Below are 25380 nucleotides of genomic sequence, written 5' to 3' on the forward strand. Positions count from 1 at the left end.
TAACCGGGCGAGGGGGCCCGCCGCCGTCACCCTTCGTCGTGCCGTCTCCCGACGAAAGTCGACCGGTCACCCGGTGCCCCGGAATTCGGTGAGCAGCAGCGCGACGTCGTCCACCCGGTGCGTGGAGCCGACCTCCCGCAGCACCCGGTCCGCGAGCGCCTCCAGCCCCTCCCCTTCATCGCGCCCGAGCACGGCCCGCAGCCGTTCCAGCCCCTGATCGATCGGCACCGCCGGATCCTCCACCAGTCCGTCCGTGTAGAGCGCCACCACCGACCCGGGCGTCAGGCGCAGCTCGCTGACCGGGTACTGCGCGCCGTCGTCCACCCCCAGCAGCGGCCCGCCCGCCAGGTCCAGCACCTGCGCCTGCCCGCCGGGCCGGCGCAGGAGCGGCGGCAGGTGCCCGGCGCGGGCGATGCGGACGGTGCCGTCGGCCGGGGTGAGGCGCACCAGGCAGCAGCTGGCGAGCAGCCCGGGGTCGAGGTCGAGGAGCAGCCGGTTGGTGCGGGCGAGGACGCGGTCGGGCGGTTCGCCGCCGCTGGCGAAGGCGCGGACGGCGCTGCGCAGCTGGCCCATGGTGGCGGCGGCGCCGACGCTGTGGCCCTCGACGTCGCCGATGACGAGGGTGAGGTCGCCGCCGGTGACGATCGCGTCGTACCAGTCGCCGCCGATCTCCATGCCCTGGGTGCCGGGCAGGTAGCGGGCGGCGGTGCGCACGCCCGGGACGTCGGGCAGCCGGTGCGGCAGGAGCGCCTGCTGGAGGCCGCGGGCGAGGGCGAACTCGGCGTCGTAGAGGCGGGCGCGTTCCAGGGCCTGGGCGATGAAGCCGCCGAGGGCGGTGAGCAGGCCGCGTTCCTCGGCGGTGAAGCGGCGGGGTTCGTCGAAGCCGAGGATGCAGCTGCCGACGGGGTGGCCGGAGGCGATGAGCGGCAGGAAGGCCCACGCGCCCATCTCGTCGAGGGCGATGCCGGGGTAGGCGGCGGAGAGTTCGTGGACGTCCTCGAAGAAGATCGGGGTGCCGGTGCTGAGCGCCTCGGCGCCGGGGATGCGGGCGCTGGTGGGGGTGCCCTCGAAGCCGTCGAGGAAGCCGTCGGGGTAGCCGGCCTGGGAGACGAGGTGGAGGCGTTTGTCGCGGACGGTGTAGATGGCGAGCTCCTGGCCGCCGAAGGCCGGGAGGATCTGTTCGGCGACGGCCCGGCAGACGTCGGCGACGCTGACCGCCTCGGTGAGGGCGCTGGCGAGCTGGAGCAGGTGGTAGGTGTCGCCGAGGCCGGGGCGGGCGCCGCGCGGCGGTGCCGTGGGGGCGCCGGCCGCGCCGGGCGGGGCCTCGGCGGCGACGACCCGGCCGGTGACGCCGTGCGCGTCGGGATAGAGGGAGAAGGCGAGCCAGCCGTCCGGCGGGCGGCTGGCCAGGAAGGCGGTGGGCTGCTGGGAGAGCATCGTGGCGCGGTAGCGGTTCTCGTAGAAGGGGTCGGCGAGCCAGGGCATGACCTCCCAGGGGAGGTGGCCGATCAGGTCCTCGCGCACCGCGCCGAGCAGCGGTTCGACGCCGCGGTTGGCGTACGTGATGCGGCCGTCCGGGTCGAGCGAGAAGACGCCCTCGCGCAGCCGCTCGACGGCCGCCGCGGCGGCGGTGAGGGTGCGGGTGTCCAGGACGGCGCCGACGAGGTGGGTGCCGTACTCCTCCACCGTCCTCGGCACGCGGGCCCACAGCTCGACGGGGTACGGGTTGCCGTCGTGGCCGAGGACGCGCACCCGGGCGGCCATCACCTCGCCGCGGTCGAGGGCGAGCTTGGCGGCGGCCCGGAACTCGGGCAGGTCACCGGGGGCGATCCGGGCGGTGAGGGAGGCGACGCGGCCGTCGAACTCGCCGGGCGCGAACCCGAAGATCTCCTGGAACTGCTCGTCGGCGGCGAGCGCGCCGGTGGCGGTGTTCCAGTCGAACAGACCCACCCGGCTGGTCGGCAAGGACGGGGCGGGCAGTTCCATCACCGGGGTGTCCCCGTTCGGCTCGACGACCCGCCCGGCCGCCTCCAGCCCGGCGAGCCCGGCCGCGAGGCGCTCGGCGATCGAGCGCAGCCGCTGCGGCGCGCCCGGCGGCACCCCGTCGTCGGAGGCCGCCCACAGGGCGCTGAGCACGCCGAACCGGTCCTCGCCCGCTGTCACCGGCACGCACGCGGAGGCGAAGTCGTACGGCATGGCGACGGCGAGCTGCGGGAAGCGCCGCATGGTGTCCTCGGTGTCGGCCAGCGTGATCGTCCGCCCGGTGCGGAAGCTGACCGCAGCCGGCAGGGGCCCGGCCGCCGCGATCCGCCGGAACGGGCTCATGATCGACAGCGGCACCCCGGCGATCGTGCACAGCACCAGCGAGCGGCGGTCGCGCGAGCGCAGGTGCACCATCGCCCCGTACGCCCCCGTCCCGCCGAGCGCCGCCCGGACGGCGTCCGCCAGCAGGGCGTCCCGCTCGTGCGGCGCCCCGGCGACGGCATCGGGCTCGCGGGGACGGTGCGGCCCGCTCGGGCCGCCGGGCTCACCCTGGCGCATGCTCTTTTGCTACGCCGGGCCCCCAACGGTGTCAAGGCGAGCCCGGCCGGCACGTCCGCCACGTCGGCCCCGCCCGTCACTGCCAGTAGCCACCGATCTCCGGGAACCGCTGTCGTCCCGGGGCTCTGCGTTACGCCACCGGGACACTGATCCGCGAACCGGGGCTCCGGATCGGGGCGTCCTCCGGACTGATCGGGCGCACGACCGGGTGGCGTCCGCGGGACGATGGGGTGGGGCCATGCGGGTTGCCAAGGGAGCGGCGGTCGCGGCGACGGTGCTGGCGCTGGGGCTCGGGGCCACGGCGTGCAACGACGACACGGCTTCGACGACCGCTGCGCCGACGGCGGCGGCAAGCCGGTCGACCGACTGACCGTCTCCGCCGCCGGTTTCACGGTCGGCTCGCTCCAGCCCGTCAACCAGGGCGTGGTCTTCACCTCCTGAGGGAGGGAGACCCGAATGCGGTCCGGGCGACCGGGGGACCAACCCCCGGTCGCCCCGAGGCGTTGACGTGTCAGTTCCCGTCGATCGGGCGCACGTGCTCCAGGGTGCCAGGTGCCACCCGGGCGGCACACGTCCGGCCCTCGCACACGTCAGTTGCCGGGGTGCACAGCCTCCCACCCGTGCTCGAGCAGGGCGAAGGCCCCCTCCGCGGCCCGGCGCGGGTCGTCGGGGTGCCGCTGGACGAGCAGGCGGGCCTCCAGGGCGAAGCGGGCCAGGGCGGCGCAGCCGATGTCGCCCTCCGGGGCGCCGACCTCGTGGGCGATGGCCCTGGCCAGGGCCGCCTCGTGGCGCATCCACATCTCGTGGGCGTACTCGCGCAGCGCCGGGGTGTCCCGCACCATGCGGGTGAACGCGGCGAATCGGGGGTTCCCGGCGTCGACCGCGAGGCGGGTCCGGGTCCGCAGGAGGTGCTCGCACAGGGCGCGCGGGATCGACTGGCCGGGGGCCCTGTCACGGACGGCGGCGACGAGGGCGGCTTCGAGGTCGTCGTCCTGGTCGAAGACGAGCGCCTCCTTCCTCGAGAAGTGCTTGAACAGGGTGGTCACCGACACGTCGGCGGCGTCGGCGACGTCCTTCACGCCGACCTGGTCGTAGCCGCGGTCGAGGAAGAGCCGGAGTGCGGCGTCCGCCAGCGACTGGCGGGTCTGGGCCTTCTTGCGCTCGCGGCGCCCGGTCGGTTCGGTCACCGGTCCACCGTACTCCACGGTGGAGCGATGCAAAAGGTGAAGTCATTGCACTTTTGCAGTGACTGTGCTTTCTTGGTGGTGCGCCGGTCCGAAGCAGCGAGCCGCGCACATCCCGCATCCCTGAGGGGGACACCACCCATGAACGCCACGCATCACCGCCGGATCGTCGTCGTCGGCGCCGGCCTCGGCGGCCTCACCCTGGCCGCCGTGCTGCACCGCCACGGCCACCCCGTCACCGTCTTCGAACGCGAGACCTCGGGCAACGCCCGCACCCAGGGCGGCAGTCTCGACATCCACGCCGGCACCGGCCAGCGCGCGTTGGACGCGGCCGGCCTGCTCGACCGGTTCCGCGCCCTGGCCCGCCCCGAAGGCCAGGAGTGGCGTCGGCTCGACCCCGTCACCGGCGCCCCCCTGCCCTTCCCCGGGCCCGTGCACGACGAGGACTCCCCCGAGATCGACCGCGGTCAACTGCGCGGCCTGCTCCTCGAATCCCTCCCCGCCGACGCCGTCCGCTGGGGCCGCGCCCTCACCGAGGTCGCCCGACTCCCGGACGGCACCCTGCGACTGCACTTCGCCGACGGCACCACCGAGGACGCCGATCTGGTGGTCGGCGCCGACGGCGCGTGGTCACGCGTCCGCCCGGCCCTCTCCCCCGCCGCGCCCGGCTACACCGGCGTCACCTTCGTCGAGGCCGGCTTCGACGACTGCGACGTCCGCCACCCCGCCCTCGCCCGCATGGTCGGCCACGGCAGCATGCTGGCCAAGGCCGACGGCCGGACCCTCTTCGCCCAGCGCAACAGCAACGGCCGCATCCGCGTCTACGCCGCGTTCCGCTGCGCGCCGGACTGGCACCTGGCCGCCGGCGTGCGCCTCGACGACCGACCGGCCGTCCGCGCCCACCTGTCGAAGCTCTACGACGGCTGGAACCAGGACCTGCTGCGCCTCCTGCGCGACAACGACGGCGACTTCGTCAACCGTCCGCTGTTCGTCCTCCCCGCCCCGCACACCTGGGCGGCCACGCCCGGCATCACCCTGCTCGGCGACGCCGCCCACCTGATGCCCCCGGTCGGCCTCGGCGCCAACCTCGCCATGCTCGACGGCGCCGACCTCGCCCACGCCCTGCTCGCCGAACCCGACACCGAGGCCGCCGTCGCCGCCTACGAGCGCGTGATGCTGCCCCGATCGACGAAGGCCGCGCTGGACTGCGCCCAGGCACTCGACCACCTCGTCCCCCCGACGGACGCCTGAACGCCCGCCCGGCCACTACCGCTCGATCGCCCGCTTGAGGATCTTGCCGGTCGGGCCCTTCGACAGGGCCTCGCCGGCAGCCGCCCCGCACCCGTCCCGCATCACGCCCCGAACGGCTGGAACTCTCACCGGCCCTGACGAGTCGTCAGGCCGAAAGCTCGGCCAGGGTCTGCTCGAAACCACGGATGAGGACGGCGAGCCCGGTCTCGAAGGCCTGCTCGCGGAAGTCGGGCGCGGCGTTCAGGATGAGGTCGAGCCCGGGCGGGGTCTCCTCGGGAGCCACGGGCCTCCGGCGCGGTTTCTCGATGCGGATGGCCGAGCCGAGCAGGAAGTACTCGATGCTCTGCACGACGATCAGCAGCCGGTCCTCCGGCCAGCCCGCCGCGCGCAGCATGGCGAAGGCGTCGGCGTAGCCCCGGAGCGCCGCCGCGGACTCGGTCGGCCGGGCCGCCAGCAGCGGGACCGCGTTCGGATGGGCGGCGAACGCGGCCCGGTAGGAGCGGGCCCAGGTGTCGAGTGCGGCCGTCCACGGCCGGACGTCCGGGTCTATCGCCATCTCGGCGACGATGAGGTCGCACATCCCGTCGACGATCTCGTCACGCCCCGTCACGTAGTTGTACAGGGACGGCCCCTTGACGCCCAGCCGGGCCGCGAGCCGGGTGGTCGACAGCGCGGCAGCGCCCTCTTCGTCGACCAACTCCAGCGCCGCCCGCATGATCCCCTCCCGGGTCAGCAGCGGCCGTGACGGTCTGCCCATCCGCGTTTCCTCTCTCCTCCCGCTGCGCCACCCCCGATGTGTGCCGTGATCGCGGACTAGTGTACGTTCCCGATCAGCAAAACTACTGGCTCTAGTTTTAGGGCGCTGGTGGATCACGCCCGGTGCCGGAACCACGTGCACCGGGCCCGGAGTCGAGGGTGCCCCCATTCCCCGACTCCCCTGGCCGACGGCGGAACTCGGCCGCCACCTGCCCGACCGCCCTCGATGAGCCGGTGGCCACCCGCGTCCGGTTCGCACACCACCGAACCCTCCCGCAGTGGACCTTGCCGCCGCAGCACCTGGCATGCCACCGACATGTGGTCGGCGGTTGCCCGGCTCGCCGCACCCTGTCCTGTCCCTCGTCCGCCGAAGGTGATCCTCCGCATGAACATGCGCACCCTCGCCCTGCCCGCGCTCGCCGCATCCGTCGTGCTGACGCTCAGCGCCTGCGACCCGACGACGCCCGCCGCGCAGCCCACCGATGCCGCAGCGGCCGCCGACGCGGCTCCGGCCGGCACCGGCACCACTCACGACGCCCCGGTCCCGGCCGGCGGCGGCAAGGTGACCATCGTCGCCCCCGCCGCCGACCGCACCCCGGCCGTCCCGACGGCGGCTCCGCCCTCGTCGCCGCCCTCGCCCAAGGCGTCCGCCTCGTCGCCCGCGTCGTCGCCCGTCCCGTCCGCGTCCGGCACACCCGCCGTCGTGACCGGCGCGCCCGACCTCGAACTCGCGTCGTACGACAAGCAGTCCGGCAAGGCCGTGCTCGCCGTCGCCGACGCGGGCAAGGGCACCCCGAGCCCGTCCGCCACCGCGGCGGTCGCCGCCGCCGTCAAGCCCGGCCAGGTGATCGACAGCCCGCCGTCCGCGGCCGCGCCGCAGGGCGCCCTGCTCGCCGTCACCGAGGTCAAGCCGGCCGCCGCCGGGAAGGTCGAGGTCGCCACCCGGCCGGCCACCATCTCCGAACTCCTCGGCAAGGCCTGGGCCGACATCAAGACCGCGCTCGACCCGCACCGGATCCAGGTCACCCCGAAGCTCAAGGACGTCAAGGTCTCCTACGTCCCCCGCTCCGACGGCGCCCAGGGCGCCGCCTCGGCCGCGCTGCAACTGGACGCCGACGACACCATCGACCTGCCCGGCGGAGCGAAGGCCCAGCTCACCGGATCGATCGAGCTGGACCCGAGCGTCAGCTTCTCCTACCAGGGCGGCGGCCTGCTCAGCCTCGACCGGGCCAAGGTCGGCTTCGACCTCGGCGCGCACGCCAAGTGGCGCGTCACGGCGGGCCTCGACAAGGGGACCGGCCCGGTCAAGATCCCGATCGCCACGCTCACCTCGCCCTACACCGTGATGGTCGGCACGGTGCCGGTGGTCATCACCGTCAACGTCACCGTCTACGCCGAGGTGTCCGCCGACGGCAAGGTCACCGTCGACGTCGCCCAGGCGGCCGACGGTGACTGGGCGATCCACGCCGACTACACCAAGGCCGGCGGCTGGAGCGGCGGCAGCGAGCCGCTCAAGACCACCGTCTCTCCGGTCAGGGCCGCGTTCGCGGGCAACGCCCACGTGCGCAGCGGCCTGGTCGCCGACGGGTCGGTCGCCCTGTACGACTCGGTGGGCGTGAAGGCCACCGTCGAGCCGTACCTGAAGGCCGCGGTCGAGGGGTCGGTCACCATCGACAGCAGCGCGGGCAAGCCGCTCGTCCAGGGCAAGGCCGACGTCTCCGGCGGGATCGAGATCGACGGCGCGGTGCTGGGCCGCATCGCCGTCTTCGGCACCCCGCTGCTGGAGAAGGACCTCCCGTTCAAGATCTACCAGCACGAGTGGCCGATCGCGTCGGGCACCTACACCAACGCGGGCGCGAGCCCCGTGCCGAAGGGCTGACGGCGAAACGGCCGTCAGCCGGGCAGCGCCGGCCGGGGTCCGCACGCCCTGGCCGGCGCGACGCCGATCCGCCGTTGCACACGACACCACTCGCGCCTGCCCGGCGCGCACCGACCGCGACGATAGCGTTTCCCTGAGTAACTGACCGATCGGAAACGGATGGTGACGACATGTCGGACGAGGCGAAGCGGCGCATCTTCACGATGCTGGACAGCGACGGCGACGGCGTGATCACCCACGACGAGTACCTCGCCCGGGTCGACCGGGCGGCCTCGGCGTGCGGACGTGACCCGCAGGATCCTCTGGTCGCCGCGGCCCGCGCGGCCCACGAGCCGGGCCGACCCCGGTCTGGACGTACCGCGCGCCCGAGGCGATGACCCCCGAGCGGCTCACTGCCCGGCCGAACCGGCCGCTGTTCGTCACCAGCGCCGGCCTCCAACTGCTCGACCCGGCCACCGGCTCGCCGACCCGGCTGCTGCGCCTCGCGCCGCCGGACCGGCGCTTCGGAGGCGACGACCCGACCGCCGCCCGCGTGGTGATCAGCGGCGACCGGGTGTTCACCACCTCCCAGGGCCACATCGACGGCCGCGACCTCGGCGACTCCTCCGCAGACCTCACGGTCGTCCTGCCGGAGACCGTCACCGACGACGTCGTCCTCGCCGGCTGCGACGGCACGACCCTCTACGGCACCGCCTACGCCAGGCCCACCCAGGACAACGAGGTCCCGGGCCACAAGGCGTTCGCCGTGCGCATCGCGGACAGCACGCTGCTGTGGTCCTCCCCCGCGGACCTCGGCGAGAGGCTGCTCACCCCCTCGGCCGGCCCGACCGGCGTCATCGCCTCCGTCCGCACCCCCGAGGGCCGCACCGAGTTGGTCATCCGGGACGCCGCGACCGGCCGACCGCGCTGGACGGCCGCCGGCAACGAGAACCTCCGCTGGTGCGCGCTCGGGCAGCGCGCCGTCCACGTCCCGGACGGGTCCGGCGGCCTGCGCGCCCTCGACCTGGCCACCGGCGCCGAGCTCTGGACGCTCCCGCCCGCCCGGGGCGAGAACTGGCGGGCGATGCCCCCGCTGATCGCGGGCGAGGCGGTGTTCCTCCCGCGCGACAACGGCGTGCTCACCGCACACACCGAAGCCGCCCCGGAGCCGCTCTGGTCGCTCCGGCTGCCGTTCCTGCTGGACGCCCGCAGCCACCCGATGCTGGTCGACGGCGTCCTCTACGTCCCCGGCCCGGCCACCGGCGGCGTGTGCGCGGTCGACGCCGCCAAGGGCCGCCTGCTCTGGACCTTCCGGGACTCCGGCCCCGGCAAGGACGTCTGGTCGCTCGCGGCCGACGGGAACCACGTGTACGCGGGCCACGACGACGTCCTGCACGCGCTCCCGCCGGCCGCGCTCTAGGAGGCCCAGGTGCTGGTCCGCCCGATCTCCCCCGACCTGCTCGCCGAGCACCTCGCCGAGCGGATCACCGCGTTGCCCGGCGCCGGGCAGCGATGGCTGCGGGTCGCCGTCGACGGCGCGCCCGCCGCCCGCCCGGGGGACCTCGCCGACGCGCTGGTCGAGCCGCTGCGGCTGCGCGGCCGCCCGGCCCTGCGGGTGTCGGCGGACGGCTTCCTGCGCCCGGCGTCGATCCGCCTGGAGTACGGCAAGCGGGACGCGGACGCCTTCCACGACCTCTGGCTCGACGACGGTGCGCTGGCGCGCGAGGTGCTCGACCCGCTGGAGCCGGGCGGCACCGGCCGCGTCCTGCCGTCCCTGTGGGATCCGGTGACGGACCGCGCGACCCGCGCCCCGTACACCCGACTCCCGCCCGGCGGCGTGCTGTTGCTCGACGGCGCGCTGCTGCTCGGCCGCTGGCTGCCACTGGAGCTGACCGTCCACCTGGCCCTCACCCCGGCCGCGCTGGCCCGCCGCACGCCCGAGGACGAACGGTGGACGCTGCCCGCCTTCGCCCGCTACGAGGCCGAGACCGTTCCGTCCGAGGCCGCCGACGTCGTCGTCCGCGTGGACGATCCGCGCCACCCGGCTCTGGTCCAGCGCGACTGAGCCCCCGGGAGGACTCAGCGCCGCCCTGCCGTGCGCGGCCCGGCGCTGCGGACCTCCGGCGCGGGCCCGCGCTGGCAGTACGGGCACCAGTACGCCACGCGGTCCTGCGGCGGGGTGCCCTGGCGGGCGGTCAGGACGAGGGTGCCGCAGCGCGGGCAGGGGCGGCCCGCCCGGCCGTAGACCCAGTGCTGGTGGCCGCGGCGGGTGTCCCCGGTGGTGATGTGGCCGGGGCGCAGCTTGTTGGCGTCGAGGAGTTCGCGGGCCCGCCCGACGAGCCGGCCCGGGTTGGACAGCTCGCCGACCGGGGTCCAGGGGGTGACGCCGGCCAGGAAGCTGAGCTCGTTGGCGTAGACGTTGCCGATGCCAGCGAGGTTGCGCTGGTCGAGGAGGGCCTCGGCGAGGGGGCGCCCGGGGTGGGCGAGCAGGCGGCGGAGGGCCTCGACCGGGTCCCAGTCGGCTCCGAGGAGGTCGGGGCCGAGGTGGCCGACGGCGCGTTCCTCGTCAGCGGTGCGCAGCAGTTCGACGACGGGCAGCCGGTAGCCGACGGCGGTGCCGCGTTCGGTGGCGAGGACGGCGCGGATCTGCCAGGCGGGGCCGCCGGCCCAGCGTTCGCCGGGGCGGTAGGTCTCCCAGCGGCCGTCCATGCGCAGGTGGGTGTGGAGGGTGAGGCCGCCTTCGAGGCGGGTGAGGAGGTGCTTGCCGCGCGGGGCGACCTCCAGGACCCAGCGGCCGGCGAGCGCGGCGGTGGCGTGGGCGGGCACGCGCAGGTCGGCGGCGGTGAGCTGCCCGCCGGCGAGCGTGTCGCGCAGTTGGGCCGCCGCGCGGTAGACGGAGTCACCTTCTGGCATGTCTCCATCCTGCCCCGCTCGGCGGCCCGGTGCGCCTGTGCGCCTACCGCCCCGTGACGGGCACCTGCCCCTCCCGGACGATGACGACCGGGCAGGGGGCGTGCTCGGTGACGTGCCGGCTGACGGAGCCGAGGAGCGCGCCGGAGAAGCCGCCGAGGCCGCGGCTGCCGACGACGAGGAGCACGGCGCCGTTGGCCGCCTGGAGGAGCGAGCCGGTGGCGTTGCCGGGCATGACGCTCTGGTTGACCGGGACGCCGGGGGCGTCGCCGGCGACCTTGGCGACGGCCTCGGCGAGGGTCCGCCCGGCGAGGTCCTCGGGGTTGAAGCCGTCGGGCGGCCCGCTCGTGCCGCCCCAGCCGTAGAACGCGGGGTACTCCCAGGCGGTGACCGCGTGGACGCTGCCGCCGATGGCCCGCGCGTAGTCGAGGGCCCACTGGAGGGCCTGCTCGGAGGCGGGCGATCCGTCCACCCCGACGACGATCCGGGGGATGGCGCTCATGGCGTTACTCCTTTCGAGTGAGTGGAGTCGGGGTTCACTTGCGGTACGCCGCCCAGGAGTTGGCCATCCGCTCGACCTGGCCCGGGGTGAACTGGCTCATGCAGCTGTCGTAGCTGTAGTCCATGAAGTTGTGGATCGGGTCGAGGACCGTCGTGGAGCAGGTGTGCCGCCCCTCGGGGCAGCCGTAGGCGGGGCTGCGCTCGGACGGGGTGTCGTCGACGTAGTCGCCTGGGGACTGGCAGCCGCCCTGGAAGGTGTGGAAGAGGCCGAGCCAGTGGCCGGTCTCGTGGGTGGCGGTGGAGCCCTCGTCGTAGTTGGTGGCCGAGCCGCCGGGCAGGGAGGCGTCGAGCAGGACGACGCCGTCGCCGACCGGGTCGGAGCGGTAGGCGTCGGGGAAGGTCGCCCAGCCGAGCAGGGACTGGCCGAGCTTGGCGGTGTAGAGGTTGAGAGTGCCGGCGTCCCCCTTGCGCAGTTGCTTCTTCATGTCGCGCTCGGCGCGGGAGCCGGGCGTCATGCCCTTGTACCAGCCGGCGTTGTCGGTGTAGTCGGTGCCGGCGAGCTCGAACCCGAAGCCGGTCGCGGTGTTGCCGTCGCCCTGGCCGCCGTAGGTCGCGTTGAGGTGGTCGATCTGGGCGGCGATGGTCCCGTCGGAGAGGCGGCCGGTGTCACCGGAGTGGATCACGTGGACATAGACCCGGATCGTCGTCGTGGTGCCGTCGAAGGCGTGCGCGTTGACGTGCCCGGCGAGGTGCGCGCGGAGGTCCTCGTCCATGGCCCGGGCCCGGGCGGGGGTGACGGAGTTCGGGTCCTGCCCGCTCTCGCCCCCGGCGGGGCGGCGGGCCGCGGCGTCGGTGCCGTCGCAGACGGCGGTGGGGGCGGCCAGAGCCGCGGCGCGCGGGGCGGGGGCGCCGAGCTGACCGAGGCCGGCCGTCGCGACGAGCGCGGCGGCGCAGGGGAACAGGCGGAGGGCACGCGAGCGCACCCGGGAGGAACGGCGCATCTGCGCTCCTGGCGGGGTGGATTGACGGGGCGTCGGCGGCGAGGGCCGGTGCGGCCGCGCGCGGACTCGCCGAGATTACGACGCCACGAAGTCGATCTCCCGCAGGGCGCGCGCGGCGGCCCGGTCGAGTACCACGGCCGACGCACACCCGGCCGGCGGCTCCCCCGAGCCGGCGAGGGCGTCGTGCAGGCGGCGGGCGGCCGCGCGGTGCCGCGCGAAGGCGTAGCGGGAGACGACCCGCCCGCGGAGCCGCTGGCCGTCGAGCGCGCTGTCGGCGTCGGCGTCCAGGAGCAGCAGGTGCACCCTGCGCCCTTGGCGCGCGGCGGCGGCGCTCAGCCAGGACCGCACCCAGGGCAGCGCGCCGCAGTCGTGCACGGCGAGCGGCCCGCCGTCGAGCACGGCCCGGCGCAGCCGCCGGTAGTGGGCCAGCCGGACGAGCGGGCGGTACACGGCGTACGGGACGAGGGCGGGCACCCGGGCCGCGTACTCCTCGCGGACCTGCTGGGAGTCGATCAGCGCGGCGCGGATGCTGTGCCGCATGAGGGTGCTCTTGCCGCTGCCGGGCAGGCCGGAGACGACCAGGAGGTCATCCGCGGGGTAGTGCAGCACCGCCGGGGCGGGGGCGCGCCGCAGGTCGTGCAGCCCGTGCGGGCGCAGCGCCCCGGCGGCGCGGCGCGGCGGCGGCACCGGGGGCGCCGCCGCCTCCACCGTTCGCGTACTGCTCACCTGGCCTCCCCTGCCGTTCCTCCCTCCGGAGCATCGCGCATTCCAAAGAGGGAGTAAAGAGCCGTGGTCAGGCCGGGTGCCGGGCGGACGGTCAGCCCAGTTGCGGGGCGACGGCGCCCGCGATGAGCTCGAGGTGGTCGAGGTCGTGCAGGTCGAGGATCTGGAGGTAGATCCGCTGCGTGCCGACGGCGGCGTAGCGGCCGATCTTCTCCGCGACCTCCGCCGGGGTGCCGGCCAGGCCGTTCTCCTTCAGCTCGTCGACCTCCCGGCCGATGGCGGCGGCCCGCCGCGCCACCTCGGCGTCGTCGCGGCCGACGCAGGCGACCAGGGCGGCCGAGTACACGAGGTCGTCGGCCTGGCGGCCCGCGGCCTCGACGGCGGTGCGCACCCGGGCGAACTGCGCCGCGGTGTCCTCGATCGAGGCGAAGGGCAGGTTGAACTCGTCCGCGAAGCGCGCGGCCAGCGCCGGGGTGCGCTTGGGGCCGTGGCCGCCGACCAGCACCGGGACGTGCTCCTGGGCGGGCTTGGGCAGTGCGGGCGAGTCGGTCAGCGTGTAGTACTCGCCGGCGAAGTCGAAGGTGTCGCCGAGCTTGGTGTTCCACAGCCCGGTGATGATCGCGAGCTGCTCCTCCAGACGCCCGAACCTCTCCTTCGGGAAGGGGATGCCGTACGCGGTGTGCTCGGCCCCGTACCAGCCGGCGCCGAGGCCGAACTCGACCCGGCCGCCGCTCATCGCGTCGACCTGGGCGACCTGGATCGCGGTGACGCCGGGCAGCCGGAAGGTGGCGGCGGTCATCAGGGTGCCCAGGCGGATGGTGCGGGTGTCGCGGGCGAGGCCGGCCAGGGTGATCCAGGCGTCGGTGGGGCCGGGCAGGCCGTCCACGCCGCCCATCTTCAGGTAGTGGTCGGAGCGGAAGAAGGCGCTGAACGCGCCGAGGTCCTCGGCGGTGCGGGCGAGCGTCAGCAGCGTCTCGTAGCTCGCGCCCTGCTGGGGCTCGGTGAAGATGCGGAGATCCATGCGGCCATTCTGGTACGGACGGCCGGACCGTCACACGACGGAACCGGCGGGTGCACGGTGTGTTTTCCAGGTGGCCAAGGTCTCAGCACGGAACCGTCACGACCCGCCGTGCCCGCGCGCCGGTTCCCCTACCGTGGACGGATGTTCGCCACCTCCGACGAGTCCTTCGGCCGCTCCCCCGACGAGCCGGCCGGCTGCCCGCTGCCGGGCATCGTCGCCGCCTTCACGCCGCGGCTGGCCGAGTTCGCGTTCGAGCCCGGCTTCGTCGCCTCGGTCGACCAGCACGCCGCCGAACTGCGCGAGCTGCTGTACGCGCAGGGGCCGGAGCTGCTGCCCCGGCCCCTGGACCGCGAGGAACTGTCGGACTACGCGCTCGGCTTCCTCGACGCGCTGACCGAGATCGGCTGGCGCGAGCCGGTCGGGTACGACTTCGCCGTCGGGCGGCTCACCGCGATCTGCTGGCTGGTGCGCGAGCAGGGACTCCTCCCGGCCTGACTACAGCTCGCGGCCCGGGTCGATGCCCCGCTCCCGCGTCCCGGCCTCGGTGGCCGGGCGCACCGGCTGGTTGGCCAGCGCGTCCGAGCGGCCCGCCTGGTAGGCGCTGCCGCGCAGCTTGGCGCTCTCCCGCTCGGCGGTGTCCAGCCAGCGCTCCCAGCGCTGGCGCATCGGCATGATCAGGCCGCCGCCGACGCCCACCACCAGCACGCCGGCGATCGTCGCGAGGGCGGCGATCAGCACCGGACCGGTGATCGCGGTGGCGATGCCGGCCTGGCCCAGCGCGGCGATCACCCCGAGCGCGACGATGAACGCCCACGCGATCCTGGCGACCGTCCGCCCGTACGAGGCGGCGGCGAGCGCGTTGCCCACGATGTCGCGGACGGCGTTGGCGATGGCCATCGCGACCACCACGATCACGACCGCGACGATGCCCCTGGGCAGCCACGCGACGATGCCGTGGATCATCGCGCTGATCGGGTTCGGCCCGAACACGCCGAACGCGAGTTGCAGGGCCATCAGCAGGACCGCGTAATAGACGATCTTGCAGACGATGCCCGTCATGTCGTAACTGGAGCCGGCCAGGTACCGGGCCATCCCGGCCCGCTCGGCGACCCGCTCGGATCCGATCCGGCGCAGCACGTGGTCGAGCAGCCGGGCGATCGCCTTCGCGACGATCCAGCCGATGACGAGGATCGCGAGGAAGGCGATGAACTGCGGGATGAACTTCGCGACCTTGGACCAAGCCTGGGTGAAGCCCGATCCGAAGTCCACGGAGAGGGCGAGCTGCTGAACCACGGAGTCCTCCACTCGGGACGCGGCGCCGCGAACGGCGCTCAACGGCCCTTTTAGTCCTGGATCCCCCTCCCTTCGTGGATAGCAGCGCCCGGCCCGGCCCGCGCGCCCCGCCCGTACGGCTTGGTCCCCCCGGGTGAACCGGCCCGCGCAGGACGCACCGGCGACCGGGCGCGTGATCGCGCGTACAGTTGGCGGTCCACGGACGAAGGACGCGGGGGGCCTGGGAAGGACACGCAAGTGAGCGGGACGATCAGGACGAGCGCCGGGGACGGCACCGCCGAGAACGCGGCGCGGCCACGGCCCGACGCACACCGGGCCCTGCACTGGCGCGTCCGGCCCCAGCGGCCCGGCGCCGCCGTCCTCGTGCTCCACGGCGGCGAGGAACGCAACCTCGCCCGGCCCGGCCGCCTCAACCTGCCGCTGCTGCGCATGCACGGCTTCCTCCGCGCGCTGCGCCGCGCCACCGCCGGGGCCGACATCGCCATCGGCACCGTCCGCTACCGCCACCGCGGCTGGAACGACGAACGCGCCGACGCCGCCCGGGACGCCCTCGCCGCCCTCGACGAACTCCGCGAGGAACTCGGCGGCGTGCCGACCGTCCTGGTCGGGCACTCGATGGGCGGCCGGGCGGCGCTGCGCGCGGGCGGCCACCCGAACGTCACCGGGGTCGTCGCGCTCGCCCCCTGGTGCCCGGCCGGCGAGCCCTGCGAGCACCTGGCCGGGCGCGACGTGCTGATGCTCCACGGCGACCGCGACACCGTCACCCCGCCCGCCGACACCCACGCCTTCGCCGCGCGCGGCCGCGCCGCCGGCGCCCGCGTCTGCGGCTACACCGTCACCGGCAGCGGCCACGCCATGCTCCAGCGCGTGACCGACTGGCACCGCGCGACCACCCACCTCGCCACCGCGATGCTCGGCCTGCGCGACCTGCCCGCCGAGACCGCCTCCGCCCTCGCCCTGCCGCCGGGCGCCCCCGAGGCGCTCACCCTCCCGCTGCCGCGCCAGCCCCGGCGCCCCTGAGAGCCCGGCCGGCGCTTCAGCGGATCGGACGCACCGGATTCGCCGCGCCCGCGGGGCCGTGCTGTGGTTGGCCACATGCGCACTTCACCGCTCCGCCGCGCGGCCCTGACCGCCGCGACCGCCGCCCTCCTCGTGACCGGCACCGCCGCCTCCGCCTCGGCCGCCCGCCGTGACGTCACCGCCGACCAGTGCTACGGCGCCGGCGGCCACATCGAGGGCGTCGGCTACTGCACCGGCGCCGAGGGCGTGGACCAGTGGGGGGCGGACATCGACGGCCAGGGGATCAACTCCCAGCCCAACCTCTACGACCGGTAAAGCACCCCACCCCACGGGCTCCCCCTGAACCGATCTCCCGCTACGCTCTGTGCGCGCCGCGCCGGAGGGCCGGCGGACACGATCACAGCACGGGGGGATCCACCAGATGCGCTACCTGGTCCGCGACCGCATGTTCGCCTTCCACGAGGAGGCCTGGATCGAGACCGAGCACCGGGAGAAGCTCTACCGCGTCAACCGGAGGTTCCTCCGGCTGCGCCGGACCTTCGCCCTGGTCGACACCCGCGGCGACCACGTCGCGAGCATCGTCCGCAAGGCCTTCACGATCCACCACACCCTCCTCGTCAAGCAGGACGGCGCGGTGACGGCCAAGATCAGCAAGAAGATGTTCGCCCTGTTCGGCGACCGCTTCAAGGTGCGCCTCGCCGACGGCCGCCGCCTGCGGATAGCGGGCAACCTGTGGGACCGCGAGTTCGACATCCAGCACGAGGGCACCACCCTCGCCCACATCTCCCGCCGCTGGTTCACCGTCCGCGACGCCTACGCCGTCGACGTCCTCCACCCGCAGGACGCCCTCCTCCTGCTCATCCTCGCCGTGTGCGTCGACCACGTCGTCGAGGACGCCAAGGGCGATCAGCTCACCAACCTCTGAGGCTCAGGAGCCCTTGGGGGTGGTGCGGATGACGTTGCCCTTGGGGTCCGTCTCCAGGTAGCCGCTGCCGTAGTCGTCGGTGAGGTAGATCAGGAGAGCCGGGCTCTGGTCGAAGATGTCGGGTTCGACGATCATGTAACGCGACTTCGGCTGGGCGACGTCGAGGGTGTCCTGGGCCTTCTTCAGGAGGCCGGGGAGCAGGTTCCAGTCGTACTGGGCGAGATCGAAGAGCTTGTCGTCGGGGGTGATCTCGCCGCTTCCGGCGACGGTCTCCTTGGCGGCCCTGCCGTCGCGGTACTCGATCCGGTCGTAGCCCTTGGGCTCGGACGCGACGGGCACCCTGGCGATCGCGTACTCGGGGTAGACGGTGAGGTCCCAGACCTTGCCGCTCGGCGTGAACGGGCGCAGCGCGTCGACGACCTTCCGGACGCCGTCGGGGGTGAGGAGGTCCACCTTGGCGGCGGGCGCCTGGGCCGTGCTGGAGGGCAGTGTCACCGCCCCGGGCGCTCCGCCCGTGCCCGTGGGGAGCGTCGTGCCGACCGTCGTGGACGCCGTGGTGTTCGCCTTGGCGGTGCTGTCCGGCCGGAGCATCCACACCGCGCTGCCGGAGGCGACGGCGACCATCGCGACGGCCGCCACGATCGCGGGCGCGCGGTTGGGAGTGGTGCGGGCCGTCGTCGGCCTCGTCAGGTCCTGCGGGTACGGGACCGCGTCCATCGGGGGCGGCGGCCCGGGCCGCAGGTGCGTCGTCTGCGCCGTCATCGGCGAGGGCGTCGGGGAGCCGGACTCGGCCGCCGCGAGCATGCGGTCGAACTGCTCGGCGTCCGGGCGCACCGCCGGGTCCTTGGCGAGCACCGCGGACAGCAGCGGCCCGAGCGGGCCGGCCCGGTGCGGGGGCGGGAGCGGCTCGTCGAGGACGGCGGCGAGGGTCGCGAGCGTGCTCGCACGGCGCAGCGGGTGGTACCCCTCCATCGAGACGTACAGCAGCATGCCGAGCGACCACAGGTCGGAGGACGGGTTGCCCTCCTGGCCGCGGAGGCGTTCGGGTGCGATGTACTCGGGCGAGCCGATGAGCGCGCCGGTCGCGGTGAGGGCGGTGGCGTCCTGGATCGCGGCGATGCCGAAGTCGGCGAGGACCGGGGTGCCGTCGGGGCGCAGCAGGACGTTTCCGGGCTTGACGTCGCGGTGCTGGATGCCGACGGCGTGGGCGGCGCGCAGCGCGGACAGCACGCCGCGGCCGATCCGGGCGGCCTCGGCGACGCCGAGCGGACCCTGGCCGAGGCGGTCGGCGAGGCTGCCGCCGGAGACGAGCTCCATGACGAGCCAGGGGTGCGGGTGTTCGGGGGTGTCGACGATGTGGTGGATGACCACGACGTTGGGGTGCTGGAGGCGCGCGAGCGCCCGCGCCTCGCGCAGGACGCGCTCGCGCAGCTCGCGCGCGGCGGCCGGGTCGGCGGCGAGCACGGCCGGGTCCGGCGGCCGGACCTCCTTGAGCACGACCTCGCGCTCCAGGGCCGTGTCGCGCGCCCGCCAGACGAGGCCCATGCCGCCACCGCCGAGCTGCTGGAGCAGTTCGAACCGGCCGTCGATGAGGCGTCTCTCCGCCTCCGGTGCATTCATGGGCGTCATCGTAGGGGGCGGCGGGGACACCTCGTGCACTCGGCGGGCAGGGCCCGTGGCATGACCGGCACAAGCCGGGGAAATGAGGTGGAGGACCATCAGGGACCGGTCCGTACCCTCACCATCTCGGGATCGCCATGAGAAGACTCGCTTTACGCCTGCTGTCGCTCGCAACCACCCTGTGCGCACTGGCCGTCGCCCCTCCCCCGGCCACTGAGGCCGCCGTCGGGCAAGCGCCGGCGGCGCTCACCGGGGCCGAGCTGTCGGCCTCCTGGACGGGGCCGCTGAGCACCCGGGGGCGGTACGTCGTCGACGCCGCCGGGAACCGGTTCAAGCTGAGGTCGGGCAACTGGTCCGGCGCCCAGGGCACGTGGGAGGGAAGTGGGGACCCGAACGACCCGGCGGACAACCAGGCCGGACAGGTCTCGCACGACATCCCGCTCGGCCTCGACCGGGCGCCCCTCGCGGACATCATGGCGGGCTTCCACAGCCTCGGCCTGAACAGCGTCCGCCTGCCGTTCGCGGACGCGATGGTCCACGACGGCACGGCCGTCCCGGACGCCGCCGTCGCGGCCAACCCCCAGCTGCGCGGCAGCACTCCGCTCCAGGTGTACGACGCCGTGGTGGCCGCCCTCACGACGGACGGGTTCGCCGTCGTCCTCAACAACCACACGACCACGTACCGGTTCTGCTGCGGCCTGGACGGCAACGAGCGCTGGAACAGCAGTCAGTCGACCCGGCAGTGGGAGGACGACTGGCTGTTCATGGCGAGCCGCTACCGCGACAACAAGCGCGTCGTCGGCGCCGACCTGCGCAACGAGGTCCGGCGGGACACCTGGGACGACCCCAACTGGGGCATGGGCGACGGCCACGACGAGTACGCCGCCTTCGAGGAGGCCGGCAACCGGATCCTCCAGGCCGACCCTGACCTCCTGATCATCATGGAGGGCATCAACTGGCAGGGCATCCCGCTGGCGGGGCTGCCGCACGGCCGGCCGGTGCTCACACCGGTCGCCACGCTCTCCACCACCCTCGTGGATTCCGGAAAACTGGTCTACTCCGCACACTTCTACGCCTACACGGGACCAGCCAACACCGGCGCGGGCAGCGGGCCCGGCGCCACGAGCGACCCGCGCTACCAGGACTTCACCCCCGCGCAGTTGGCGTCCGTGGTCGACCAGGAGGCCCTGTTCGTCACGCAGAGCGGGCAGCACTTCACCGCGCCCGTCTGGATCAGCGAGTTCGGCGCGGGCGGGCGCGGTTCGACGGACGCCAAGGAGCACGCCTGGTTCGACACCTTCACCGCGCTGCTCGCCGCCCGCGACGCCGACTTCGCCGTCTGGCCGCTCATCGGCTGGCACAACGGCGGCGTGCCACAGGACAGTTGGGCACTGCTGCACTACGACGCGGCCGGGCGGCGGCTGAGCATCGAGGACCCGGGCGACTGGCGCGCCGACGACTGGAACCGGCTGGTCACCGCCCCTTCGTACACCGGCCCGGTGGCGGACGCCCCGCACTGGAACATGCTCGACCTCGACCACGCCGACCAGAACGTCTCCCGGCACATGCTCGCCCTGCCCGACTGGAGCAGCGGCAACCGCAAGGGGAACTGCCCGGACGGGCAGCGGCTGATCGGCCTCGGGCGCGGTTCGAGCCGTGGTCTGTGCACGGACACCGGAGGGACGGGAACGAGATCGGGCGACTGGGTCGCGGTCACCGACGAGCGCTACGTCACAGGCGGCGACTGGGCCTCCGGCTACAACAAACTCCAGTGCCCGGACGGGGACTTCGCCGTCGGCTACGGCGTCCACGGCAACGCGATGGCAGCCCTGCTGTGCGCGCCGGCCACCGGCTCGCTGCCGACCACCGGGCGCGTCCTGTGGTTCGACCACGGTGACGACCGGCCGCCGGTGTCCACCGGCGCCGACTCGGCGGCGAGCGACTGGGCCCCCGGCTCCTACAAGGGCCAGTGCGCCGCCGGCGAGTACGTCGCGGGCGTGGCGATGACGTGGCGCTGGCTGGAGGGCGGCGCGCCGGACGCGCTCCTCTGCCGTCGGCTGCGCTGAGCCGCCCCGGGCCGTCCTCGCACGGAGGGCGGCCCGGGTTCGCCTCCGGGGTGGGGCAGTTGGTGAATCAACCAGTTCGGGGCCATATGCCCTGTGCTGGACACCAGTAGTCCCTCGGACCGGGCCGTTGCTTCAATCGGTCCGCCCTCGCGACACCCGACCTGGAGGAACCCTCATGGCTACACGCCCGATCTTCCGCCGCACCAAGGACGCCGCGCCGACCCGCCGCCTCACCTCCGCCGGCACGGCGATGGTCGTCGGCGCGCTGCTCGTCCTCGCGGCGCCGGGCACGGCCGCCGCCAACAGCGTCGCCGTCACCGTGCGGACGCCCGGGGCCACCGGCGGGCCCACCGCGATCGACTCGTCCGTCTCGACCAGCGCCCAGTGCTCCGGCGGCCTCGTCTCCAGCGGCGGGATCGACCAGAGCAACGGGACGGGCACCGGGTCGAACGGCAACCACGTCCTCGGCACCGAGCCCAGCTCCGACGGCAGCACCGAGTACACCGGCGCCACCGGCGTCGTCGGCACCGACGTGACGTACTGGATCGCCAAGGGAGGCAGCGGCGGCCAGGTCAACTCCGGCTTCTCCACCACCCCGTACGCGCTGTGCCTGACCAGCACGCTGATCAACCACACCCAGGTGGTGATGAACAAGGCCAACACGCCCACCAGCGCGGCCACCGTCGGCCTGGTGACGGCGAGTTGTCCGTCCGGCACGGCCCTGCTCGGCGGCGGCGCGCTCGTCACGCCGAGCAACACCGGCAACCTGAAAGCGATCGCGAGCTTCCCGACCTTCAACGACGCCGCCCACGACTACGGCCGGAAGGCCGCCGCCGACGGCGACACCAACCCCACCGCGTGGAGCGCCGTGGGCTGGGACAACAGCACCAACTCGAGCAACGAGACGTACGCGTACGCCATTTGCAGCGGCACCGGGATCAACGTCAGCGGCGTCACCGTCAAGGTCCGCTTCACCGAGGCGGCCGGCCCCAGCACCGGCGGCACCGGCCAGAACACCACAGTCACCTGCGCCGGCGGCGACGGCAACCTGATCTCCGGCGGCGCGGCCGTCAGCGGCGGCTCCGTCACCACCACCGACTTCACCGGCCCCGGCTCGGCCGGCGACCACCTCAACGGCAGCTACCCGAGCGACTCCGGCGGCAACCCGGCCGCCAACGGCACCACCACGGCCGCGTCCTGGACGGCGTTCACGCACACCGGCGGCACGGGCTCGGCGGCCACCCACTCCGATGCCTGGGCGCTGTGCGCCAACGACGGCGTCTGAACCGCTTTCAACAGCCGAGCCGTCTAACCACCCGGAAGGCCCTGAACGATGAGACACTCCCTCCTGGCCAAGGCCGCCGTCCCCGGCGCCCTGCTCGCCCTCACCGCGCCGAACCTCGCGTACGCCGACGCCGCGAGCGTCACCGTGGCCAACCCCGGTGCCACGATCGGCCCGGCCACACCCTTCACCGGTGTCTCGGCCCACGCCGACTGCGAGAGCGGCCTCGTCTCCGGCGGCGGGATCACCCAGACCACCGGCGACGACCGGGCCGGCAACGGCAACCACGTCATGGGCACCGCGCCCGGCGCGGACGACCTCGGCGAGTTCACCGGCACGCCCGGGGTCGTCGGCCAGGACGCCACCCACTGGCTCGCCTTCGGCGGCAGCGGCAGCAACTACAGCCCGGCGTTCTCCAGCACGCCGTACGCGATGTGCCTGGACAGCAACCGGATCCGGCACACCCAGGTCGTCATGAACAAGGTCGCCGGGCCCTCGCTCTCCCAGGACTCGCGCCTCGTCACCGCCACCTGCCCGACCGGCACCCGCCTCATCGGCGGCGGTGCCCGCACCACCCCCGCGAGCGTCGGCAGCCTCAAGCCGATCGCGAGCTTCCCGACCTCCGCGGACGCCGCCCACGACTTCGGCAGGAAGGCGGCGGGCGACGGCGAGACCAACCCCGACTCGTGGACGGCCGTCGGCGGCATCGGCGGCGGACGCGACGGCGGCAACACCACGTTCGCGTACGCGATCTGCACCGGGGACGACGTCACGATCAAGAACATCACGACGAAGGTCGGCTTCGCCGAGGTGAGCGGCCCGACCGTGGCGGGCACCTTCGGCACGGCGACGGTGGGCTGCGGCGGCGACGCCGACGAGCGCCACGACCGCTGGAGCCTGGTGAGCGGAGGCGCCGCGGCCAGCGGCGGCAAGGTGACGACCACCGACTTCTCCAAGGCCGGCTCCGGCGGCACCCACCTCACCGGCAGCTACCCGAGCGACGCCGAAGCCGCCCCGGCCGAGGACGGCACCGACGACCCCGACCACTGGAGCGCCACCGTCCACGTCGGCGGCTCCCCGTCCCCGAACACCTACACGGACGTCTGGGCCCTCTGCCTGAGCACCCACCCTGGACACGGGGACTGATCCCGTCTGTGCCTGTGCGCGGCCCTGGTCAGGCCGGGTAGACGATCGAGCCCAGTGGCGGGCAGGGGATCAGCATGGTGCCGATGCCCGGACGTTCGACGAACGCCCGGGCTGCGGCGGCCTGTTCGCGTCGGGTGTCCAGATCGTCGGCGTGCCAGGCGTCGTGCCTGGCACGGGTGTAGTCCCACGAGTCGTCGATGAGGCCGAGACTGACGTTGCCGGCGCTGCGCTGGAAATCCGCCTTCACGGCGGCCTGTCGCAGTGCGGTCTGCGTGGCGGCGAGGTCGAGGCGGGTGATCAGCACGCCGGGGGTGTTCGGCTCGCGGGTCGGCACGGGGGCGTGCGGGAGCAGCGAGACCCCGGTGTCGAGGCGGCCGATGTTGTCCACGGTCGCCTGCTGGGCCTCCCGCGCCATGATCTGTATCTCCCCGTGCAGCCAGAGGAACTCGTCGAGGTCGGCCGGAGTCACGCGCATCCGCTCGTACAGCGCCCGGAACCGGGGGTCGCGGTGCAGCGGGCGCACGAGGGGCATGTGGAACGCCACGCAGTCGTTGAACCCGTTCGCCACGGCGGCGTCGAAGTGGAAGAGGCCCCGGTCCACCTGCCCCTGGGCGATGGCCAGGCCACCGAGGCCCGAGTGCCCCGATGCGACCAGCCACCTGCCGTCGGGGCCGAGGGCCGTGGCGCGCGCGACGACGTCGTGGAGGCCGGCCACGACGTCGACGCCCCGTGGGGAAAGGCCATTGGTCATGACCGCCACCAGAAGATCGTGCACGCGGGCGGTCAGAGAGGTGACGCTGTCGGCCATGGAGCTCCTCGGTGGTGGTGGGGGGGAGGTACTTAGGCTTGGGTCAGCCAGCCTTCTTCAAGACCGTCGAGGACGAACCCGTTGTCGAAGCGCACCCGGTAGGTCGTCCGAGCGCCGGCTCCGGCGTCGAACGCTCCCAGCCGGGCGACGTTCTGGCGGAGGTCATCGATCAGGCTCGCCGCGAACGCGTCGAACCGGTGGCCGCGAACGTGCTGATCGAAGCTTGCGAGGTGGTCCTGCCCCCGGCCGCCTTCCGTGGTCGAGCCCATGACCGTTCCCGCCAGCCCCTCGGCGAGGAACAGCGGGCCGGGAACGCCGCCCCTCGTCGCGGAGTCACCTGCGGTGACCTGCGCTTCCCTGGTCAGCCTGATCCTCGTGCCGGCCTCGTACGGCATGGGCGCCCCCGTCGTTCGATCTCGGGTTCGCAAGCGTAGTCGAATTGCCTTGGGGAGAAACGGTGTTCGGCAAGACCAGGGAGCTTCACGATCAGCAGACCGGGACGGGGGAGCCGCGCAGGAGCAGGGGGCGGCCCGCACCGTGTTCCCAGGCGTCCCAGGCGTCGTGGACGCGGTGGGCGTCGTCGGGCTGCATCACGGTGTCCAGCAGGTGGCGGGGGATCCAGTGCAGGGCGCGGATGTCCGGTGGCAGGCGGTGCACGTTCATGGTCCTGGCTTGGCGGTGGGTCACGACGCCGCCCGCGTAGACGAGGTCGAGCGCCTCGGGGTGGTCACGGCGGGCGACGTAGTCGACGGTGAGGACCGTGCGGAGAGGCAGGACGAGCCCCGTCCTGGTCTCCAGGTGACGGCGGGCGGCAAGGTGGGGCAGCTCGTCCGCCTCGGCGCCGCCGCCGGGGAGGGTGTAGCCCTCGCGGTGGGCGGGTTCGAGGAGGAGGACGCGGAGTTCGAGGTCGGAGTCCTCGTGGAGGACGAGGGCCTGCTGACCGAGACGTCGGGCGGGCGGCTTCGGGGTGAGGTGGTCGTTCAACTCGAATCCTGGAGTGGGGTTTTGGTCGGGACGGGAAGTCAACAGGCTCTCCACGGCCGCGAATCCGGCGGCCGCCAGCGAGCTGAGGTGGAGCCCGGCGAGAAGGAATTCGCCCGGATTCACGCCGGTTCGTCGTTGAGCAGCCGACGGCGGGAGCGGGCACCGGCGCCGGGGGCGATCTCGCGGGGGCTGAGAACACTGACCTGGTCGGCCCGGGTGGTCCACTCGATGCCACCGCCGATGGGCCGCAGGTACATGACGCCGGCGCACTGCTCCATGAAGACGCCTTCGCGGGGCCGACCGTCGTCGAGGTGGCCGCGATCGATCACCACCTCGTGGAGGAGGGGGACTTCGGACAGCACGGATCTCTGGGCTTCGAACATGAGGGGCCTCCGCAGTCGCACAGCGCTATCGGCGCATCACCTGGTGTAGCCATGGTGGCGTGCCCACCCCTACGATCGGAAGCGTTTTCCACTTGACAGTTTCCGCA

The 25380-nt window shown here is 73.9% G+C and carries 27 protein-coding genes; 13 read left to right on the plus strand and 14 right to left on the minus strand.

The features are described 5' to 3' along the window. Positions 1-66: 66 nt before the first annotated feature. On the minus strand, positions 67-2541 hold the full coding sequence (locus tag PUR71_RS37600) for a SpoIIE family protein phosphatase (RefSeq protein WP_329931756.1): 2475 nt from the start codon (positions 2539-2541) through the stop codon (positions 67-69). A gap of 303 nt (positions 2542-2844) precedes the next feature. Between PUR71_RS37600 and PUR71_RS37605 the strand changes: the two genes are divergently transcribed. Continuing rightward, the gene (locus PUR71_RS37605; protein WP_329931757.1) at positions 2845-2982 is read left to right on the plus strand and encodes a hypothetical protein; all 138 of its coding nucleotides are present in this window, start codon (positions 2845-2847) and stop codon (positions 2980-2982) included. Positions 2983-3131: 149 nt separating this feature from the next. Here PUR71_RS37605 and PUR71_RS37610 read toward each other — a convergent pair whose 3' ends face one another. Next, positions 3132-3728, minus strand: a complete 597-nt coding sequence (locus tag PUR71_RS37610) for a TetR/AcrR family transcriptional regulator (protein WP_329931758.1) — start codon at positions 3726-3728, stop codon at positions 3132-3134. Positions 3729-3866: 138 nt separating this feature from the next. Here PUR71_RS37610 and PUR71_RS37615 point away from each other — a divergent pair, with 138 nt between their 5' ends. After that, on the plus strand, positions 3867-4976 hold the full coding sequence (locus tag PUR71_RS37615; protein WP_329931759.1) for an FAD-dependent oxidoreductase: 1110 nt from the start codon (positions 3867-3869) through the stop codon (positions 4974-4976). Positions 4977-5121: 145 nt separating this feature from the next. Here PUR71_RS37615 and PUR71_RS37620 read toward each other — a convergent pair whose 3' ends face one another. After that, the gene (locus tag PUR71_RS37620) at positions 5122-5733 is read right to left on the minus strand and encodes a TetR/AcrR family transcriptional regulator C-terminal domain-containing protein (RefSeq protein WP_329931760.1); all 612 of its coding nucleotides are present in this window, start codon (positions 5731-5733) and stop codon (positions 5122-5124) included. Between the two features lie 384 nt (positions 5734-6117). Between PUR71_RS37620 and PUR71_RS37625 the strand changes: the two genes are divergently transcribed. From PUR71_RS37625 to PUR71_RS37640, 4 genes are all read left to right on the plus strand, one after another. Next, complete coding sequence (locus PUR71_RS37625) at positions 6118-7611, plus strand: hypothetical protein (RefSeq protein WP_329931761.1); 1494 nt, start codon at positions 6118-6120, stop codon at positions 7609-7611. 170 nt (positions 7612-7781) lie between these two features. Further along, positions 7782-7988 carry an EF-hand domain-containing protein gene (locus tag PUR71_RS37630; RefSeq protein ID WP_329931762.1) on the plus strand — a complete coding sequence of 69 codons (207 nt, stop codon included), beginning with the start codon at positions 7782-7784 and terminating at the stop codon, positions 7986-7988. Next, positions 7985-9010: an outer membrane protein assembly factor BamB family protein gene (locus tag PUR71_RS37635; RefSeq protein ID WP_329931763.1), complete on the plus strand. Its 1026-nt coding sequence runs from the start codon at positions 7985-7987 to the stop codon at positions 9008-9010. The genes PUR71_RS37630 and PUR71_RS37635 overlap by 4 nt, the downstream gene beginning before the upstream one ends. Positions 9011-9019: 9 nt before the next feature. Beyond that, positions 9020-9655, plus strand: coding sequence for a uridine kinase (locus PUR71_RS37640; protein ID WP_329931764.1), 636 nt, complete (start codon positions 9020-9022; stop codon positions 9653-9655). 14 nt (positions 9656-9669) lie between these two features. Here the strand turns inward: PUR71_RS37640 and PUR71_RS37645 are convergent, their stop codons facing one another. The 5 genes from PUR71_RS37645 to PUR71_RS37665 all read right to left on the minus strand — a co-directional run bounded on the left by PUR71_RS37645 (position 9670) and on the right by PUR71_RS37665 (position 13746). After that, entirely contained in the window at positions 9670-10503 is an 834-nt protein-coding gene (locus tag PUR71_RS37645) for a DNA-formamidopyrimidine glycosylase family protein (protein WP_329931765.1), read from the minus strand. A gap of 43 nt (positions 10504-10546) precedes the next feature. Further along, positions 10547-11002: a universal stress protein gene (locus PUR71_RS37650; protein WP_329931766.1), complete on the minus strand. Its 456-nt coding sequence runs from the start codon at positions 11000-11002 to the stop codon at positions 10547-10549. 34 nt (positions 11003-11036) lie between these two features. After that, the gene (locus PUR71_RS37655; protein WP_329931767.1) at positions 11037-12002 is read right to left on the minus strand and encodes a zinc metalloprotease; all 966 of its coding nucleotides are present in this window, start codon (positions 12000-12002) and stop codon (positions 11037-11039) included. A gap of 75 nt (positions 12003-12077) precedes the next feature. Further along, positions 12078-12728 carry an AAA family ATPase gene (locus PUR71_RS37660; protein ID WP_443077709.1) on the minus strand — a complete coding sequence of 217 codons (651 nt, stop codon included), beginning with the start codon at positions 12726-12728 and terminating at the stop codon, positions 12078-12080. A gap of 91 nt (positions 12729-12819) precedes the next feature. After that, on the minus strand, positions 12820-13746 hold the full coding sequence (locus PUR71_RS37665) for an LLM class F420-dependent oxidoreductase (protein WP_329931768.1): 927 nt from the start codon (positions 13744-13746) through the stop codon (positions 12820-12822). A 141-nt stretch (positions 13747-13887) separates the two neighbouring features. Between PUR71_RS37665 and PUR71_RS37670 the strand changes: the two genes are divergently transcribed. Beyond that, a complete protein-coding gene (locus tag PUR71_RS37670) occupies positions 13888-14241 on the plus strand; it encodes a DUF6401 family natural product biosynthesis protein (RefSeq protein WP_329931769.1) in 354 nt (117 codons plus the stop codon). Here the strand turns inward: PUR71_RS37670 and PUR71_RS37675 are convergent, their stop codons facing one another. Further along, positions 14242-15039 (minus strand): mechanosensitive ion channel family protein, encoded by a 798-nt coding sequence (locus tag PUR71_RS37675; RefSeq protein WP_329931770.1) that lies wholly within the window; start codon positions 15037-15039, stop codon positions 14242-14244. It lies immediately after the preceding gene. A 237-nt stretch (positions 15040-15276) separates the two neighbouring features. Between PUR71_RS37675 and PUR71_RS37680 the strand changes: the two genes are divergently transcribed. From PUR71_RS37680 to PUR71_RS37690, 3 genes are all read left to right on the plus strand, one after another. Further along, positions 15277-16059 (plus strand): alpha/beta hydrolase, encoded by a 783-nt coding sequence (locus PUR71_RS37680; protein WP_329931771.1) that lies wholly within the window; start codon positions 15277-15279, stop codon positions 16057-16059. Positions 16060-16134: 75 nt separating this feature from the next. Further along, positions 16135-16374 carry a hypothetical protein gene (locus tag PUR71_RS37685; protein WP_329931772.1) on the plus strand — a complete coding sequence of 80 codons (240 nt, stop codon included), beginning with the start codon at positions 16135-16137 and terminating at the stop codon, positions 16372-16374. Positions 16375-16480: 106 nt separating this feature from the next. Further along, positions 16481-16984, plus strand: a complete 504-nt coding sequence (locus tag PUR71_RS37690; protein WP_329931773.1) for an LURP-one-related/scramblase family protein — start codon at positions 16481-16483, stop codon at positions 16982-16984. Positions 16985-16987: 3 nt separating this feature from the next. Here PUR71_RS37690 and PUR71_RS37695 read toward each other — a convergent pair whose 3' ends face one another. Beyond that, positions 16988-18604 carry a serine/threonine-protein kinase gene (locus tag PUR71_RS37695; RefSeq protein ID WP_329931774.1) on the minus strand — a complete coding sequence of 539 codons (1617 nt, stop codon included), beginning with the start codon at positions 18602-18604 and terminating at the stop codon, positions 16988-16990. 137 nt (positions 18605-18741) lie between these two features. Here PUR71_RS37695 and PUR71_RS37700 point away from each other — a divergent pair, with 137 nt between their 5' ends. From PUR71_RS37700 to PUR71_RS37710, 3 genes are all read left to right on the plus strand, one after another. After that, positions 18742-20670, plus strand: a complete 1929-nt coding sequence (locus PUR71_RS37700) for a glycoside hydrolase family 5 protein (RefSeq protein WP_329931775.1) — start codon at positions 18742-18744, stop codon at positions 20668-20670. Positions 20671-20845: 175 nt separating this feature from the next. Beyond that, a complete protein-coding gene (locus PUR71_RS37705) occupies positions 20846-21955 on the plus strand; it encodes a hypothetical protein (RefSeq protein ID WP_329931776.1) in 1110 nt (369 codons plus the stop codon). Positions 21956-22003: 48 nt separating this feature from the next. Next, positions 22004-23098, plus strand: a complete 1095-nt coding sequence (locus tag PUR71_RS37710) for a hypothetical protein (RefSeq protein WP_329931777.1) — start codon at positions 22004-22006, stop codon at positions 23096-23098. Positions 23099-23126: 28 nt separating this feature from the next. Here the strand turns inward: PUR71_RS37710 and PUR71_RS37715 are convergent, their stop codons facing one another. From PUR71_RS37715 to PUR71_RS37730, 4 genes are all read right to left on the minus strand, one after another. Then, entirely contained in the window at positions 23127-23906 is a 780-nt protein-coding gene (locus PUR71_RS37715; RefSeq protein WP_329931778.1) for a hypothetical protein, read from the minus strand. 32 nt (positions 23907-23938) lie between these two features. Then, the gene (locus tag PUR71_RS37720) at positions 23939-24301 is read right to left on the minus strand and encodes a hypothetical protein (RefSeq protein ID WP_329931779.1); all 363 of its coding nucleotides are present in this window, start codon (positions 24299-24301) and stop codon (positions 23939-23941) included. Between the two features lie 91 nt (positions 24302-24392). Further along, the gene (locus tag PUR71_RS37725; RefSeq protein WP_329931780.1) at positions 24393-24890 is read right to left on the minus strand and encodes an NUDIX hydrolase; all 498 of its coding nucleotides are present in this window, start codon (positions 24888-24890) and stop codon (positions 24393-24395) included. Between the two features lie 119 nt (positions 24891-25009). Then, positions 25010-25273 (minus strand): hypothetical protein, encoded by a 264-nt coding sequence (locus PUR71_RS37730; RefSeq protein WP_329931781.1) that lies wholly within the window; start codon positions 25271-25273, stop codon positions 25010-25012. Positions 25274-25380 lie beyond the last annotated feature (107 nt).

The sequence above is a fragment of the Streptomyces sp. SP17BM10 genome (assembly GCF_036322405.1).
Lineage (GTDB): Bacteria > Actinomycetota > Actinomycetes > Streptomycetales > Streptomycetaceae > Kitasatospora.

Excerpts from the sequence above, each read along its gene's own strand:
- PUR71_RS37600 (WP_329931756.1), bottom strand. The coding sequence starts at position 2,541 with ATGCGCCAGGGTGAGCCCGGCGGCCCGAGCGGGCCGCACCGTCCCCGC.
- PUR71_RS37615 (WP_329931759.1), top strand. The coding sequence starts at position 3,867 with ATGAACGCCACGCATCACCGCCGGATCGTCGTCGTCGGCGCCGGCCTC.
- PUR71_RS37620 (WP_329931760.1), bottom strand. The coding sequence starts at position 5,733 with ATGGGCAGACCGTCACGGCCGCTGCTGACCCGGGAGGGGATCATGCGG.
- PUR71_RS37625 (WP_329931761.1), top strand. The coding sequence starts at position 6,118 with ATGAACATGCGCACCCTCGCCCTGCCCGCGCTCGCCGCATCCGTCGTG.
- PUR71_RS37630 (WP_329931762.1), top strand. The coding sequence starts at position 7,782 with ATGTCGGACGAGGCGAAGCGGCGCATCTTCACGATGCTGGACAGCGAC.
- PUR71_RS37635 (WP_329931763.1), top strand. The coding sequence starts at position 7,985 with ATGACCCCCGAGCGGCTCACTGCCCGGCCGAACCGGCCGCTGTTCGTC.
- PUR71_RS37645 (WP_329931765.1), bottom strand. The coding sequence starts at position 10,503 with ATGCCAGAAGGTGACTCCGTCTACCGCGCGGCGGCCCAACTGCGCGAC.
- PUR71_RS37650 (WP_329931766.1), bottom strand. The coding sequence starts at position 11,002 with ATGAGCGCCATCCCCCGGATCGTCGTCGGGGTGGACGGATCGCCCGCC.
- PUR71_RS37655 (WP_329931767.1), bottom strand. The coding sequence starts at position 12,002 with ATGCGCCGTTCCTCCCGGGTGCGCTCGCGTGCCCTCCGCCTGTTCCCC.
- PUR71_RS37665 (WP_329931768.1), bottom strand. The coding sequence starts at position 13,746 with ATGGATCTCCGCATCTTCACCGAGCCCCAGCAGGGCGCGAGCTACGAG.
- PUR71_RS37670 (WP_329931769.1), top strand. The coding sequence starts at position 13,888 with ATGTTCGCCACCTCCGACGAGTCCTTCGGCCGCTCCCCCGACGAGCCG.
- PUR71_RS37685 (WP_329931772.1), top strand. The coding sequence starts at position 16,135 with ATGCGCACTTCACCGCTCCGCCGCGCGGCCCTGACCGCCGCGACCGCC.
- PUR71_RS37690 (WP_329931773.1), top strand. The coding sequence starts at position 16,481 with ATGCGCTACCTGGTCCGCGACCGCATGTTCGCCTTCCACGAGGAGGCC.
- PUR71_RS37695 (WP_329931774.1), bottom strand. The coding sequence starts at position 18,604 with ATGAATGCACCGGAGGCGGAGAGACGCCTCATCGACGGCCGGTTCGAA.
- PUR71_RS37700 (WP_329931775.1), top strand. The coding sequence starts at position 18,742 with ATGAGAAGACTCGCTTTACGCCTGCTGTCGCTCGCAACCACCCTGTGC.
- PUR71_RS37705 (WP_329931776.1), top strand. The coding sequence starts at position 20,846 with ATGGCTACACGCCCGATCTTCCGCCGCACCAAGGACGCCGCGCCGACC.
- PUR71_RS37710 (WP_329931777.1), top strand. The coding sequence starts at position 22,004 with ATGAGACACTCCCTCCTGGCCAAGGCCGCCGTCCCCGGCGCCCTGCTC.
- PUR71_RS37715 (WP_329931778.1), bottom strand. The coding sequence starts at position 23,906 with ATGGCCGACAGCGTCACCTCTCTGACCGCCCGCGTGCACGATCTTCTG.
- PUR71_RS37720 (WP_329931779.1), bottom strand. The coding sequence starts at position 24,301 with ATGCCGTACGAGGCCGGCACGAGGATCAGGCTGACCAGGGAAGCGCAG.
- PUR71_RS37730 (WP_329931781.1), bottom strand. The coding sequence starts at position 25,273 with ATGTTCGAAGCCCAGAGATCCGTGCTGTCCGAAGTCCCCCTCCTCCAC.